Below are 14,373 nucleotides of genomic sequence, written 5' to 3'. Positions count from 1 at the left end.
CTTGGTTAAGCATCTGTTTAACATGTTGGATGGCTGCCGGGATGTCCCCCGGCCAACTCGCGCGATCTGCTGCAATCATTGCGTGTCCCGCGCGGCAATCCAACAGGTAACGGGCCGGTTCAGGATGGCGCCATGTCATTCCTGCATCCGCCTTCCGGCTTCCCGCCACACCTTGCCGTGATCTGGCCCCTGATATGGGGCCAGCTGCTGTTGCTGCGCGCAGCGGTCCGGGCGGCCTATGGCAAAGGCGTGCAGTATCACTGGAGCGTCAGCCCATACGGCCGTGTCTTCCTGACTTCGATCGATTGGATCCCGTTCCAGAAGGCGGACCGCGCATGGCTGAAGCCTCGCCTCCACGCCAGCGACCGCGTCGCGGCGGCCTGCGATGGACGTCTCCTGACCCCGGCCTGGCTGCAATGCCTTGTGCGCCAAGGTGAAGGCCGCGGCGGCGCCGACGCACGGGCGCCGTCCATCCTGACGCCTGCCCCCTGCCGCCGGGCGGCCGCCGGACTCCTGCCCCTGCCGGAAACCTGACCGGGCCTGTCTCCCTGAAATTCAGACGACTTCCATAAGCGCCTTCACGGGCGCCGCACGTGCTGGCCGCAAACTTGCCTGCCTGCTCCCTCTTGCCGTTGGCGCGGCCCGCGCTAAAACCCCTGCCATGACTGACCAGCTTCCCGACCGCCTCTGCGTCGACCCCGATAGCCCGTTCCACGATCCGGACCTGCTCCAGAAGGAGATCGGTGTCCTGTTCAACGGCACGGAAAAAACCAATGTCGAGGAATACTGCATCTCCGAAGGCTGGATCAAAGTGGCCGCCGGCAAGGCGCTTGACCGCAAGGGCAAGCCGCTGACCTTGAAGCTGAAGGGCAAGGTCGAAGTCTGGATCAAGGACGGCGAAGGCGAATAAGCCCCGGCCCTATTCCACCGTCGGCGAATGCCCCCGGCCGCCCCGCCCGACTTTCGGCACAAGCATCCCCACATCCTTCTGATAAAGCGTGTAGCGCTCACCGAAATGCGTGGTCAGGTCGCGTTCCTCGAACCAGATGCCGATCAGGATATAGCCGGTTGTCGCAACCGCGAAGACAAGGTGGCCCAGGCTCATGACAGGGGCTGACCAGAAGGCGATGATGAAGCCCGCATAGATCGGGTGACGGATATATTTATAGAACAGCGGCGTGACGAACGGACCGCCTGCTGGTTCATAGCCCATCATCCGGGCAAACCCCTGATGCAGGCCGAAGAGATGGAAATGGCTGATCAGGAACGTGCTGACCAGGACCATGGCCCAGCCGAGCAGCGATAAAACGAACAGGAACTGCGCCAGGCCTCCCTGCGTTTCCCACATGGTCTGTGGCATGGGCTGCCAGAGCCAGAACAACAGGATCAGGGCCAGGCTGGTGAACAGGACATAGGTGCTCCGCTCTGCCGGCTGCGGAACAATTCGCGTCCAGGCCGCCTTGAATTTCGGCCGGGCCATGAGGCTGTGCTGGACGGCGAAAACACTCAGCAGCACGGCGTTGATCAGCAAGGATGGGAGGAATGGCCCCGGCGTTCCGCTGTCGATTGTTTTTGGCACGACGGCGTTTTCGACAAAACCGATGGCGTAAAGGAACGTCAAAAAGAAGATGACGTAGCAAATGGCACTGTACAGTGCCGTAAGAATTCCAGACATGACGAGCTCCAGTCCAGCTGATCCGCCCCGGAAGGGCAGACAATGGCGAAATTCGCTACGAACGGTCTCGAGGAAGTTTCCCCGGCAGACGCCGGTCTCTGGGAAACAGAATAGTATCGCAAACCACGGACTTCGGCAAAGATTCCCTTTCCGCGCCCATCAAGCCGCCTTAGTGTGCCCCGCAAGGGAGGGCCTCCGTCATGGCGTTATTCATTCTCGGTCTGGTGATCTTTTTCGGCGCGCACGTGTTTTCTGCCGTGCGCTCACGTGAACCTGGCAAGGACCTCAAGAAGAAGATGGGATACGGGCCCTTTATGGGGACCTACACTTTCGTCTCCATCATCGGTTTCTTCCTGATCTGCGTCGGCTTCAACGAAACCCGCGGCATGGGCCTTGTCTATTCGCCGCCCAGCTGGGGCAAGCATGTCAATTTCGCCCTGATGCCGCCTGCCCTCATTCTGCTGGTGGCCTCGCAACTGCCGGCCGGGCGGATCAAGAAATGGGCGAAACATCCCATGCTGGTGGCCGTGAAACTCTGGGCGCTGGGGCACTTTTTCGCCACCGGCCAGCTGAACGCCTTCCTGCTGTTTACCGCCTTCCTCACCTTCGCAGTCTTCGACCGGATCATGGTGAAACGGCGCGGTGACACGGGCCCGGCGCCGGAGACGCCCGTCAAACTCTGGGCTGATATCGTCTCGGTGGTCGGCGGGATCGTCCTGTATGTGGCATTTGTCATGTACCTGCACAGGGTCCTGATCGGCGTGCCGGTGATCATGCCAGGTTGAACGGGCCGGGCTGAATGGCCGGATAACTTCCTTGTAATCCCGGAAGGAATTCTTGCCCGCAACTGCCGGACCGGATAAGCCGCAGCGCATGTCAAAGCAAACACAGATCACCCGCAAGACCGTCAAGGACATCGCAAAGGCCAAGGGCGGCACGCCACTGGTCATGCTGACGGCCTATGACGCGCCGATGGCCGAACTGATGGACCCGCATGTGGACATGCTGCTCGTCGGCGACAGCCTCGGCATGGTTGTCCACGGCCTCCCGTCCACCGTCGGCGTGACGATGGAGATGATGATCCTGCACGGCCAGGCAGTCATGCGCGGGTCTGAGCAGGCCTTCGTGGTCGTCGACATGCCCTTCGGCAGCTACGAGACCAGCGAGGACCAGGCCTTCCTGAACGCTGTTCGGATCATGAAGGAAACCGGCTGCCAGGCGGTGAAGATCGAAAGCGGCGCCTATGCCGCCAAACAGATCTCGCATCTGGTCGAACGCGGCATCCCGGTCATGGGCCATGTCGGCCTGCGCCCGCAGGCGATCAATGTCGACGGCGGTTTCCGCGCCAAGGGCCGGACCGAAACCGAACGCGAAATCGTCATCAACGAAGCCCGCGCCGCCGACCGCGCCGGGGCCTTCGCCATCGTCATCGAGGGGGTCGCCGAAGACCTCGCCGCCGAGATAACGGCCGAGGTCAGCTGCCCGACAATCGGTATCGGCGCCTCGGCCTCCTGCGACGGGCAGGTTCTCGTTGCGCAGGACATGCTGGGCCTGTTCGACTGGGCCCCGAAATTCGTCCGCCGCTATGCAGACCTGCGCGCCGAGACGGAATCCGCGGTGAAGGCCTATGCCGACGACGTCCGAAGCCGCAAATTCCCCGGAAAAGCTGAAACCTACAGCCTGCGAAAACCTTGATGAGAACAGCGCTGGCACATTGCAGCCAGCGGCGGCGACGTCTAGGTTCCCGCCAGAATTGTGAACCCCGACCGGAGCGGCCCCTTGAGCGACATTTTTGAAGAAGTCGACGACAGCCTACGCCAGGACAAGATCGAGACCGCCTGGAAGCGCTATCGTCTGTTTGTCTATGGCGGCGCAGCGCTTCTGATCGGTGCGGTGGCCCTCAATGAATTCGTGCTTCACCCGCATTTCGCACAGGTCCGCGCCGAACGGGCGAAGGCCTTCGAACAAGCCGCGACACAACTGGCAGACGGCGACTATACCGACGCCGAAGCCGGCTTCGAGACGCTCGTCAGCGAGGAATCGAGCCTGTCACCGCTCGCCGCGAACTATCTGGCCCAGACCCTGTATGAGGGCAACGGCGATGCCGCGGGCGCAACCCGGGTACTGGAAGCCTCAGGCAAGGCCGACGGAACTCCGTTCGAGCGTCTGGCGCTGCTGAAAGCTGCCTATGCCAAGGCGGACACCGCGTCGCTGGCCGAACTGGAAGCCCTGCTGGGCGATCTGAAGGAAGAGGAATCCGGTCTCGGCGCGCTGGCGCGGGAACTGATCGCCGCAAAGGCCTTTACCGAAGGGGACACGGCGCGGGCGCGGATGGCCTACAACCGGCTGAAATTCGATGCCGCCGCGCCGCAAGGTCTGGTCCGGCGTGCGGAAATTGCCCTCGCTGCGATCCCGATCCCTGAGGAAGCCGCCGCAGAAGAACCCGCTGATGAGGCTGCATCCGCAGAGGCGCCCGAAACCACCGAGGAGACCGGTCAATGACCCCAACCCGCAAGTTCCTTCTGGCCGGAGCCGCGCTCGGCTTCCTGGGCCTGACTGCCTGCTCAAGCCTTCCCAGCTTCAATTTCGGGAACAGCAAGGCGAAGGAACTGGCCGAGGCTGAAAAGGCCGGGCGGATCACCATGGTCCTGTCGGACACCGACCTCGAAGCCAATCCGGAACTCGCCACCGAAACCATCACCCTCCCCCCGCCGCGGGAAATCGACTCCTGGCCCCAGGCCGGTGCCAGCGCCGCGAAAGTCGTGGGGCACATCAAGGCGGCCGAGACACTGTCGATCGCCTGGCGCAATGGCGTCGGCAAAGGCTCGAGCAAGAAGTCTGCGATCTCCACACCGCCGGTTGCTAGCAAGACAACCGTCTTCACGCTCGACTCCGAACAACAGATCGTCGCAACGGACCTGGCGAGCGGAAACACGAAATGGCGCAAGAAGCTGAAGGGCCTGTCGAAGCGTGACAAGGCCGCGCTCGGCGGCGGACTCGCCGTCGATGGCGACACGCTGATCGTGGCCAGCGGCTTCGGTTACGTCACCGCACTCGATGCCAGTACCGGCGACGAAAAGTGGAAGAACACGATGAGCGCGCCGATGACCGGCGCGCCGACCATCAAGGACGACCGCATCTTCGTCGAGTCCAACAATAACGAGATCTTTGCCTTGGCGAAGGATACCGGCGAGATCGAATGGTCTGACCAGGCCATCTCCGAAACGGCCCGCGTGCTGGGCAGCCCCAGCCCCGCCGCCGTGGAAGATTTCGTCATTGCGCCCTTCTCTTCCGGCGAAGTGATCGCTTATCTCGCGTCCAACGGCCGCCGTCTGTGGACCGATGCCATTTCCAGCGCCGGGCGGTTTACCCCCATCTCGGAAATCAATGACATTGGCTCGCACCCGGTCCTTGCCGGCGGCCTTGTCTTTGCCTCCAGCCAGTCGGGCATCACCATCGCCATCGACGGACGCAGCGGCCAGCGCATCTGGTCGTCGCAAATCGGCTCCGTTCAGGCCCCGGCAGTAACCGGCGAACAGATGTTCGTGCTCGGAACGGACGGAAAGCTCGCCTGCCTCAACACCAACTCGGGCGAAGCCTACTGGGTTGTCCAGCTGCGCCAGTTCGAGAAGGAAAAGAAAAAGAAAAAACGCATCTCCTATTCCGGCCCGATTGTCGCGTCCGGCCGCGTGCTGGTCGTCTCCTCGACCGGACACCTGCTCGCCTACTCGCCGCAAACAGGCGAAGAGGTGGGGTCTGCCAAACTGGGTGACCGCGTTTACCTCGAACCCATCGCTGTGCAGGACAAGGTCCTTGTCCTGACGGATGATGCAAAACTGATCGCAATCAAATAAGGGGCGGCGCCGGCAGGCGCGAACCCCCGTTTACGCTACGGGCCTGCCATGCCGCTTAAACTCGCCATTGTCGGACGTCCAAATGTTGGAAAGTCCACACTCTTCAACCGGCTCGCCGGGAAGAAGATCGCGCTCGTCGACGACCAGCCCGGCGTCACCCGCGACCGCAAGGAAGCCGAAGGCAACCTTGCCTCCATGCCGCTGATCCTGATTGATACGGCGGGCTATGAGAGCGTCCATGATGACAGCCTGGAGTCGCGCATGCGTGCGCAGACAGAAGCTGCAATCGCGGAAGCCGAACTGTGCCTCTTCCTGGTCGATGCCCGCACCGGCATCACACCGGATGACGAGACCTTCGCCCAGCTGCTGCGCAAATCCGGCCTGCCAATCGTCCTGGCCGCCAACAAGGCGGAAGGGCGTCAGGGCGAGGCCGGGGTGATGGACGCCTGGTCGCTGGGCTTCGGCGAGCCGGTTGGGCTGTCGGCCGAGCATGGCGAAGGCTTTGCCGAACTGTTCAGCGCCATCCGGCAGGCCCTCGGCGAGGAAGCCTTCGAAAAGGCGATGGAAGAGCCCGAGCCGGATTACGCCCGCGGCGGCGGCGACGACATCCTCGAAAAGCTCGCGCATATCGACATTGACGACGACACCCTGTCCGACGACGACCTTGTCGCCGCGATTGAGGAGGCTGACGTCGATGTCGAGCCGGAGCCTCCGCGAGTCGACAAGCCGGTGAAGCTCGCCATTGTCGGCCGCCCGAATGCCGGCAAGTCCACGCTGATCAACCAATTGCTGAAGTCTGACCGCCTGCTGACCGGCCCGGAAGCCGGCATCACGCGGGATTCCGTCACGCTCGACTGGGAATGGGAAGGCCGCCGCGTGCGCCTCGTCGACACGGCGGGCCTCCGCCGGAAGAGCAAGGTGCAGGAACGGCTGGAACGCATGTCCACCGCCGAGACCATCCGGTCACTGAAATATGCCGAGATCGTCGCGCTGGTGATGGATCCGCACGACGCGCTGGAGAAACAGGACCTGCAGATCGCAGACCTCTGCCTGCGCGAAGGACGCGGCCTCGTTCTTGTCGTATCCAAATGGGATACGGTGAAGGATCAGGACGGCGCCGCGCGCCATATCCGCGACATCGCGAACCGTCTCATGCCGAATGCCGGCGGTGCGCCAGTCGTCTACCTGTCCGGCCTGACGGGCAAACATGTCGACCGGCTGATGCCGGCTGTCCTGCAGGTCCACAAGGACTGGACCGCACGGGTGAAAACCGGCGACCTGAACCGCTGGCTGCGCCATACGATCGAGCGCCACCCGCCCCCGGCCGTGCAGGGCAAGCGGATCAAGCCGCGCTACATGGCGCAGATGAAGTCGCGGCCGCCGACATTCGTGCTGATCGCGTCACGTGGCGACCAGATGCCGGAGACCTACAAGCGCTATCTGATCAACGAGCTTCGCAGCGATTTCGACCTGCACGGCGTGCCGATCCGCCTGTTCGTCCGGCAGGGCAAGAACCCCTATGCCGACAAGCCGGGCGGGTTCCAGAAGCCGCCCTCGAAAAAGGGCAGCAAGCACTAAGGCCTGCACACCAGAATGTTATTCGTCTGATAGCGTCCGCCTTTATATGAAGAAGGGCCTATCAGAAGGAGCCGCGGCATGAACCAGATTCAGGACATCGTGAAGACCTATTACGGGGAAACCCTGTCCACTTCGAACGACCTGAAGACCGATGCCTGCACCACGGCGGACCGCCCGCCGCCGCATGTCTCCGCTGCCCTTGCGGCCGTGCATGATGAAGTCGCCTCGAAGTATTATGGCTGCGGCCTCGCCATTCCTTCCCTGCTCGAAGGCCTGAAGGTACTGGACCTTGGCTGCGGCGCCGGGCGTGATGTGTTTGCGCTCGCCAAACTGGTCGGCCCGGACGGCCACGTCACCGGCGTCGACATGACCGACGCGCAGCTGGACGTCGCCCGCGAACACGAAGCCTGGCACGCCGAACAGTTCGGCTATGACGCGCCGAACACCCGTTTCGTGAAAGGGTATCTCGAAAAGCTGGGTGAGCTGGACCTTGAGCCGAACACGTTCGACCTGATCATTTCAAACTGCGTCATCAATCTGTGCACCGACAAGCCGGAAGTCTTCCGCCAGGCACACCGCCTGCTGAAGCCCGGCGGTGAGCTCTACTTCTCCGATGTCTATGCCGACCGGCGCATTCCGGCAGACCTTGCCGCCGACCCGGTGCTGTATGGCGAATGCCTCTCCGGCGCGCTTTACTGGGGGGACTTCCAGTCCATCGCCAAGGCTGCCGGCTTTACCGACCCGCGCACGGTGAACCATCGCCGCCTCGGCATTATCGACCCAGCCCTGAAGGACAAGCTCGGCCCGATCCGCTTCGCGTCGGTCACCGCACGCCTGATCAAACTGGACGGGCTGGACGCGGCCTGCGAGGATTACGGCCAGGCCGTGATCTACAAGGGCGGTATTCCGGGCATGGAACAGGTGTTCGTGCTGGATGCAGAGCACAGTATCGAAGCCGGCCGGGTTTTCCCTGTCTGCGGCAACACGCTGGCCATGCTGATGGATACACGCTTTGCGTCCTACTTTGACGTGGTCGGCGACGGGGCTACGCATTACGGCCTGTTCCCAGGCTGCGCCGCGCCGGATGTGTTCGCCAGCACGGATGCGGACGAAGCGCCCGCCTCGCCCGGCGGCTGTTGCGGCTGATCCCGAAAGAATAAGTACTCCTCCGGATTGCCTTTCTTCGTGAAATTATATAGATATCTATATATAATCACGAAAGGTGGCAGCGATGCTTTCCCGGCGAACACTCCTGATCACTGGCGGCGCCAGCATTCTTGTTCTTGGCGGCGGATATGCGGGCCTCTCTGCGATGAGCAACATCGCCCCGGCACGCGAGCCCTGGCGGCAGGCAACCGAGGGCTTTGGCGATGCCCGTCTCAACGCCGCGGCCTATGCCATCCTTGCGCCCAGTCCGCACAATCTGCAGCCATGGATGATCCGGCTGGCCGGCGACGACAGCCTCACCCTGTTCTGCGACCTGGACCGCCGCCTGCCCGAAACAGACCCGCCAGACCGCCAGACGACGATCGGCCTCGGCGCTTTCCTCGAGCTGTTGCGTCAGGCCGCGGCCGAACAGGATCACCGGCTGGAGATCACCCGGTTCCCGGAAGGCGAACCGGGAGACCGGCTGGACGAACGCCCCATCGCACATGTGCGCTTTGTCCAGGATCCGGATGTCGAGCGTGACCCGCTGTTCGGCTACGCGCTGAGGCGGCGCACGGCACGCGCGAAATTCGATCCCGGACGTCCGGTGCCGTCCGACAAGCTGGCGGCGCTGATGGAGATATCCAACGCCCTGCCCGGCCTTGGCGCGATCGATGTGGCCGGTAGCAGCAAGCCGGAAACCGTCAGCTGGCTGAGAGATATCTGCAAGCGCGCCTGGGAGATCGAGATGCGCAAACCCGAGACCTGCCATGAAAGTGCGTATCTCACCCGGATTGGCGCAAAGCAGATCAACGCCAACCCAGATGGCATCTTCCTCGCAGGCCCGATGATGGAAGCCTATCGCATGACCGGCATCCTGACGCAGGACAGTATGGATGAAATCGGCTCCACCGCATGGCAGGCGACCCTCTCCACCTACAATGGCCTGATCGAAAGCGCGCCAACCTTCGTCTGGTTCACCACCCCCGGCAATTCGCGGTCCGAACAGCTGGACAGCGGCGCTGTCTGGATCCGGTTGCAGCTGGCCGCAGCAGCCGTCGGCATCGGGTTTCATCCTCTGTCGCAGGTTCTCGAGGAATACAGCGAAATGGCAGGCCCTTTTGCGGAGATCCATGACCGCTTCGGCGTCACTTTGCCGAGCCGAATCCAGGGCCTGTTCCGGCTCGGCTATGCAGGCGGCCAGGGAGCGTCCCCGCGCTGGCCGCTGGAATCGCGGCTCATCACATGAGCCGGCCCGCAGGCCTCGCAGGCGATCCGGTCGAGTTTGCGGCAATGACGGAGATTTCCATCATTGCCCATCTGGCGGATACGGCCTTTGCCCGGCGTCTGCCAGATGGTTTGACCACGGCGCAATTCGCTGTCCTGAACCATTTGCTGCGTCTGGACACACAACAGACGATCGGCGAACTGGCCCGCGCGCTTCAGGTCTCCCAGCCGACCATGTCGTCCACGGTCCGCCGGCTGGAGGAGAAAGGGCTGGTGACACCGGTTCCCGATCCGGATGACCGGCGCATCCGTCGGATCAGAGTGACTCCAGCCGGCACGGCCGCGAGGAAAGCGGCTGTGCAGGCGCTGGATGCCTCGAGAAGCGAGTTGGCATCCCTGACCCGCCAGGAATGGAAGCAGCTCCTGCCGCTCCTGAACAAATTGCGGGTCGCCCTCGATTCCGCGCGTTGATCCCTAATCGTCTGTCCGGTCCACATTCCCGCGCAGGGATTTGATTTCGCCCCGGTGCTTCTTGGCCGCGATGCGGCGGCGGATGCTGCCTTTGGTCGGTTTGGTGCGGATGCGCCGCTTGGGCTTGTGGCTGGCCTTGAGAATCATCTCCGCCAGCCGTTTCCGGGCGGCTTCCCGGTTCAGCACCTGGCTGCGATGGCTGCTGGCTTCGAGGATCAGGCGCCCGTCATTGGTCATCCGGCTGCCAAACAGCTTCACGAATCGCGCCTTGACCTCCGCCGGCAGGGACGACGCCTCGACCTGCCAGGTCAGCTGCACAGCGGTGGAAACCTTGTTCACATGCTGCCCCCCCGGCCCGGACGCGCGCACGAAGGCTTCGGACAGCTCCCAGGCTGGCACGGTAAGGCTGTCTGACACGCGAAGATCGCCGAAATCGGACATGGATAAAGCTTAACCCCTCGTTCAGAGACCGTTCAGGCCGGAAAATGTAGGTTTGCTCCAATGCGCAATGCGCGACAACCTGACGGCCAGCCAATCACACAGCGGCAGGCCATTTCAACGGAGGCTCGGCCTGCCATGAAATTGATGAACACATTCGGAAAAGCCATGGCCGCGCTGGCCATTGCCGGCCTGACCATCGCCCCCATCGCAAGTGCCGACCGGGGCGACCGTGACCGGGGTGGATGGGATCGCGGGGACCGCGGTGATCGTGGCCGCAGGGATCACGACCGTCGGCAAGACTATCGCCGCGGAGACCGTCGCGACTACCGTGGAGACCACCGCCGCACTGACCGGCAGTACCGACATGAGCGGCGTGACCGCCATGATTACCGCCGCAGCTATCACCACCCGCGCTATGCTTACCGGCGACCGCCTGCCCGGTACTATGCGCCCCCGCCTCGCTATAGCTCCTACGTGACCTATGGCTACAGGACAGGGCCGTATTTCCGCTCGGGCTATATCTCGCCCTACCGGATCGGCGGCTATTACCGTCCGCACCCGCGCACGGTCTACATTCGCGATTATGCCTCTTACGGCCTGTATGCCCCACCGCCCGGATATTACTGGGTGCACGACTATGATCGCGGCGACGCGATTCTCGCCTCGGTGGCCACAGGCGCAATCATTGGCCTCGTCGTCGGCGCGCTCGCCTACGATTAAGGCTGATCGGGCGTCCTGCCCGCTTGGTGAACGCTCGGATGTCTTCCCGGCATCCGGGCGTTTTCTGTTCATCACGCAAATTTAGGCCAAAAAGTCGCGTTCTTAACTTTTGCATGGCGCAAATCATGCTTAACTCTGAGTCGTCCGGGATGGTCCCGGACAAAAAGTACGCGCCTGTTGCGCGCCTGAAAGGAGGTGATCCATGTCGAGTGAGAAACCAGGTGAGGCCAAGTGGTCCAAGTCCTATGGTGTCTGGCTGGAGCAGCCTCCGGTCAGTGCCTAGAGATTTGTACCGGCACGCTGAAACGCTGCCGGGACCATTGTCCTCAACGGACTCACGGAAGCCGCCCCCATCTGGGCGGCTTCTTTGATTCCGGCAGCCTTTTCAGGCTCTATCGGCCCCATCGCTGGCCGAAACGGGTTCGCGCCGGGGCGCTATTCGGCTATCTGGCTTGCAGGATTCTTAAGGGAGAACCGCCAATGACCGTCCTCACCCACACCGCCTCCGGATGGACCATCGGGACGGGAAAGCCATTGTCCGTGATCGCGGGCCTGAACGTGCTGGAAGATGAGGGACTCGCCCTTGAAATCGGCACGGAACTGAAGCGGATCTGCGCTGCGCTCGGCCTGCCTTATGTGTTCAAGGCCAGCTTCGACAAGGCGAATCGTTCCTCGATCAAATCCTATCGCGGACCGGGCATGGAATCGGGCCTGAAGACCTTGGCGAGTGTCAAAGCCAAGCTGGGCGTGCCGATCTGCGCGGACCTGCATGAACCCGGCCAGGCCGAACCGGTCGCCGAAGTGGTGGACATCGTCCAGATCCCGGCCTTCCTTTGCCGGCAGACGGACCTGGTCGTCGCCACCGCAAAAGCCACCGCAGCGGCTGGCGGCATCGTGCAGGTGAAGAAAGCCCAGTTCATCGCGCCATGGGACACGAAGAATATTGTCTCCAAGATCGGCGAGGCGGCCGAGGTCGGCGTGATCCTTTGCGAGCGCGGCTCCAGCTTCGGTTACAACAATCTGGTCGTCGACATGCTGGGCATTGCGGAGATGCAGAAACTCGGCTGCCCGGTGACCATCGACGCAACTCATGCCGTCCAGCTGCCAGGGGCCGACCCGCGCACGGCAGGCGCTTCCACAGGCGGACGCCGGGACGGGGTGTCGATCATCGCCAAGTCAGCCATTGCCGCTGGCGCGGACGGCGTCTTCCTCGAATTCCACACCGATCCGGACAAGGCGCTGTGCGACGGGCCGAGCTGCCTGCCGATTTCTGACGCCGAAGGCCTGCTGACAACCCTCAAGGCGGTGCACGAGGTGGTTGCTGCGTGACGCGGACTACCGATCAGGAAACGCGGCTCCTCCTGCTGAACAAACCCTTCGGGGTGCTTTCGCAGTTCACCGACCGGGGAAACGCCGGATCGAAGCGGCGCACCCTGTCGGAACTGATCGACATTCCGGGCGTCTATCCGGCCGGCCGGCTGGACCAGGACTCCGAAGGCCTGATGATTCTCACCAATGATGGCCGCCTGCAGCACCGCATCGCCAATCCAGCGAACAAGATGCCCAAGACTTATTGGGCACAGGTGGAAGGCGTGCCGGATGAGGCCGCCCTGCAGCGCCTGCGCGACGGCGTGGACCTCTCCGATGGCCTGACCGCACCGGCGAAAGCCAGCGCCCTGCCCGCACCGGAAACCCTCTGGCCGCGCGTGCCGCCGATCCGGTACAGGAAGTCCGTGCCCGACAGCTGGATCGAACTCACCATCACGGAAGGCCGTAACCGCCAGGTCCGCCGGATGACGGCCACCGTCGGCCATCCGACGCTGCGGCTGGTCCGGGTTCGCATTGGCGAGTGGGAACTCGGCAACCTCCAGCCCGGCGAGTGGCGCGAGGGCCATGTGCCGCAGCCGCCGAAACACAGGAGTCGGGGCAGATTGCGCCACTGACACCACAGGGAACACCAAGCCCAAGGGGAACCAGAATGGAAAATATCGCCCAGTTCCAGTCCATCGGTGGCTGGTTCGATCAGAATGCGCCGCAATGGGCGAGGGACGCCGCGAGCTATATCGCCACCATCTGGAACCAGGGCAATTATGGCCTGACCTATGGCGAGATCATTACGGCTGTCCTGATTGTGGTCATCGCGCTGCTGGTGCGCGGCCTGTTCGCGCGAATCATCGTGTCTTCCATCATGCGGCTCACGGCCGGCACCAAAACACGGTTCGACGATGCGTTGGTCAATTCGATCGCGACGCCGTTGAAGGTCGTACCGGTCATCATCGGCATTTATATCGCGCTTCAGGTCACCGACATATCGGGCGAGGCGGAAGTCTATGCCGACCGCATCCTGCGCTCGGTCATTACGCTGGCCGTGTTCTGGACCCTGGCCCGCGCCGTGAACGCCTTCGAGTTCTTGTTCGGCACGCTGCGCAACGCGCTGTCTTCGGCGGCGGTCGACTGGATGGTGAAAGCGCTTCAGGTGCTTCTCGTCGTTCTGGGCCTCGGCGCTGTGGCCGAACAGTGGGGCATCCAGATCGCGCCGCTCCTGGCCGGCCTTGGCGTTCTGGGCATTGCCGTCGGCCTTGGCGCGCAGGACCTGTTCAAGAACCTGATCTCCGGCATCCTGATCATTACCGAGAAACGTTTCGTGCCGGGCGAATGGATCAAGGTGGACGGGGTCGTCGAAGGCACGGTGGAGAAAATCAATTTCCGCTCAACCCTGATCCGCAGATTCGACAAGAGCCCGGTCTATGTGCCCAACAGCGCCCTGTCAGACGCCGCGGTGACGAACTTTTCCCGCATGACCTACCGGCGGATCAAATGGGCCATCGGCGTCGAATACCGCACAACGGTCGAGCAGCTGAAATACATCCGGGACGAGATCGAAGCCTGGCTGTGGAATGATGACCGCTTCGTCAAACCGCCTGAAGCGGCGCTGTTCGTGCGCGTCGACAATTTCAACGCCAGCTCCATCGACTTTCTCATCTACACCTTCACCCACACGAAGAACTGGGGCGAGTGGCTCGCGATCAAGGAAGAGTTTGCCGTCGTGGTCATGGACATCATCGAGAAGGCCGGCACGGGCTTCGCCTTCCCGAGCCGGACAATCTACATGCAGCAAACCGATCCGCCGGAAATCATGGCCCCGCCGGCCCGCAGCGAAGGCGTGGCCCGTGCACAACAAATGATCGAAAATACCGGGAAACGCCGCGGCATTGGCGAAGCCGACGACGATGGCTGATCGCGGTCAGTGAGGCCGGCGCC

16 protein-coding genes are annotated in these 14,373 nt (G+C 62.8%); 14 read left to right on the top strand and 2 right to left on the bottom strand.

The annotated features are described in order from the left end of the window. Positions 1-132: 132 nt before the first annotated feature. Both HAD_RS08765 and HAD_RS08760 read left to right on the top strand, forming a co-directional pair. A complete protein-coding gene (locus HAD_RS08765; RefSeq protein ID WP_035570557.1) occupies positions 133-534 on the top strand; it encodes a hypothetical protein in 402 nt (133 codons plus the stop codon). A gap of 127 nt (positions 535-661) precedes the next feature. Then, positions 662-910 (top strand): DUF3297 family protein, encoded by a 249-nt coding sequence (locus HAD_RS08760; RefSeq protein ID WP_035570556.1) that lies wholly within the window; start codon positions 662-664, stop codon positions 908-910. 9 nt (positions 911-919) lie between these two features. On the opposite strand, the gene mddA is transcribed toward HAD_RS08760, so the two are convergent. Then, on the bottom strand, positions 920-1,675 hold the full coding sequence (gene mddA / locus HAD_RS08755; RefSeq protein WP_035570555.1) for a methanethiol S-methyltransferase: 756 nt from the start codon (positions 1,673-1,675) through the stop codon (positions 920-922). A 200-nt stretch (positions 1,676-1,875) separates the two neighbouring features. Here mddA and HAD_RS08750 point away from each other — a divergent pair, with 200 nt between their 5' ends. The 8 genes from HAD_RS08750 to HAD_RS08715 all read left to right on the top strand — a co-directional run bounded on the left by HAD_RS08750 (position 1,876) and on the right by HAD_RS08715 (position 9,951). Continuing rightward, positions 1,876-2,460 carry an NnrU family protein gene (locus HAD_RS08750; protein WP_035570554.1) on the top strand — a complete coding sequence of 195 codons (585 nt, stop codon included), beginning with the start codon at positions 1,876-1,878 and terminating at the stop codon, positions 2,458-2,460. Between the two features lie 88 nt (positions 2,461-2,548). After that, complete coding sequence (gene panB / locus HAD_RS08745) at positions 2,549-3,370, top strand: 3-methyl-2-oxobutanoate hydroxymethyltransferase (RefSeq protein WP_035570553.1); 822 nt, start codon at positions 2,549-2,551, stop codon at positions 3,368-3,370. A gap of 84 nt (positions 3,371-3,454) precedes the next feature. Continuing rightward, on the top strand, positions 3,455-4,177 hold the full coding sequence (locus tag HAD_RS08740) for a hypothetical protein (protein WP_051596055.1): 723 nt from the start codon (positions 3,455-3,457) through the stop codon (positions 4,175-4,177). Continuing rightward, positions 4,174-5,529, top strand: coding sequence for an outer membrane protein assembly factor BamB family protein (locus HAD_RS08735; RefSeq protein ID WP_035570552.1), 1,356 nt, complete (start codon positions 4,174-4,176; stop codon positions 5,527-5,529). The genes HAD_RS08740 and HAD_RS08735 overlap by 4 nt, the downstream gene beginning before the upstream one ends. Positions 5,530-5,577: 48 nt before the next feature. Next, complete coding sequence (der, locus tag HAD_RS08730; protein WP_035570550.1) at positions 5,578-7,107, top strand: ribosome biogenesis GTPase Der; 1,530 nt, start codon at positions 5,578-5,580, stop codon at positions 7,105-7,107. A 78-nt stretch (positions 7,108-7,185) separates the two neighbouring features. Next, entirely contained in the window at positions 7,186-8,253 is a 1,068-nt protein-coding gene (locus HAD_RS08725; protein ID WP_035570548.1) for a methyltransferase domain-containing protein, read from the top strand. An 85-nt stretch (positions 8,254-8,338) separates the two neighbouring features. After that, positions 8,339-9,502 carry an Acg family FMN-binding oxidoreductase gene (locus tag HAD_RS08720; RefSeq protein WP_035570547.1) on the top strand — a complete coding sequence of 388 codons (1,164 nt, stop codon included), beginning with the start codon at positions 8,339-8,341 and terminating at the stop codon, positions 9,500-9,502. Next, positions 9,499-9,951 carry a MarR family winged helix-turn-helix transcriptional regulator gene (locus HAD_RS08715; protein WP_035570545.1) on the top strand — a complete coding sequence of 151 codons (453 nt, stop codon included), beginning with the start codon at positions 9,499-9,501 and terminating at the stop codon, positions 9,949-9,951. The genes HAD_RS08720 and HAD_RS08715 overlap by 4 nt, the downstream gene beginning before the upstream one ends. A gap of 3 nt (positions 9,952-9,954) precedes the next feature. Here the strand turns inward: HAD_RS08715 and arfB are convergent, their stop codons facing one another. After that, a complete protein-coding gene (gene arfB, locus HAD_RS08710; RefSeq protein WP_035570543.1) occupies positions 9,955-10,392 on the bottom strand; it encodes an alternative ribosome rescue aminoacyl-tRNA hydrolase ArfB in 438 nt (145 codons plus the stop codon). A gap of 135 nt (positions 10,393-10,527) precedes the next feature. Between arfB and HAD_RS08705 the strand changes: the two genes are divergently transcribed. The 4 genes from HAD_RS08705 to HAD_RS08690 all read left to right on the top strand — a co-directional run bounded on the left by HAD_RS08705 (position 10,528) and on the right by HAD_RS08690 (position 14,350). Further along, positions 10,528-11,112, top strand: a complete 585-nt coding sequence (locus HAD_RS08705; protein ID WP_051596054.1) for an RcnB family protein — start codon at positions 10,528-10,530, stop codon at positions 11,110-11,112. 480 nt (positions 11,113-11,592) lie between these two features. Next, the gene (gene kdsA, locus HAD_RS08700; RefSeq protein WP_035570541.1) at positions 11,593-12,441 is read left to right on the top strand and encodes a 3-deoxy-8-phosphooctulonate synthase; all 849 of its coding nucleotides are present in this window, start codon (positions 11,593-11,595) and stop codon (positions 12,439-12,441) included. After that, positions 12,438-13,055: a pseudouridine synthase gene (locus tag HAD_RS08695; RefSeq protein WP_051596053.1), complete on the top strand. Its 618-nt coding sequence runs from the start codon at positions 12,438-12,440 to the stop codon at positions 13,053-13,055. Before kdsA ends, HAD_RS08695 begins: the two co-directional genes overlap by 4 nt. Before the next feature lie 35 nt (positions 13,056-13,090). After that, on the top strand, positions 13,091-14,350 hold the full coding sequence (locus tag HAD_RS08690) for a mechanosensitive ion channel family protein (RefSeq protein WP_051596052.1): 1,260 nt from the start codon (positions 13,091-13,093) through the stop codon (positions 14,348-14,350). Positions 14,351-14,373 lie beyond the last annotated feature (23 nt).

Source organism: Hyphomonas adhaerens MHS-3 (assembly GCF_000685235.1).
Lineage (GTDB): Bacteria > Pseudomonadota > Alphaproteobacteria > Caulobacterales > Hyphomonadaceae > Hyphomonas > Hyphomonas adhaerens.
This window is presented reverse-complemented; position numbering and strand designations above follow the sequence as displayed.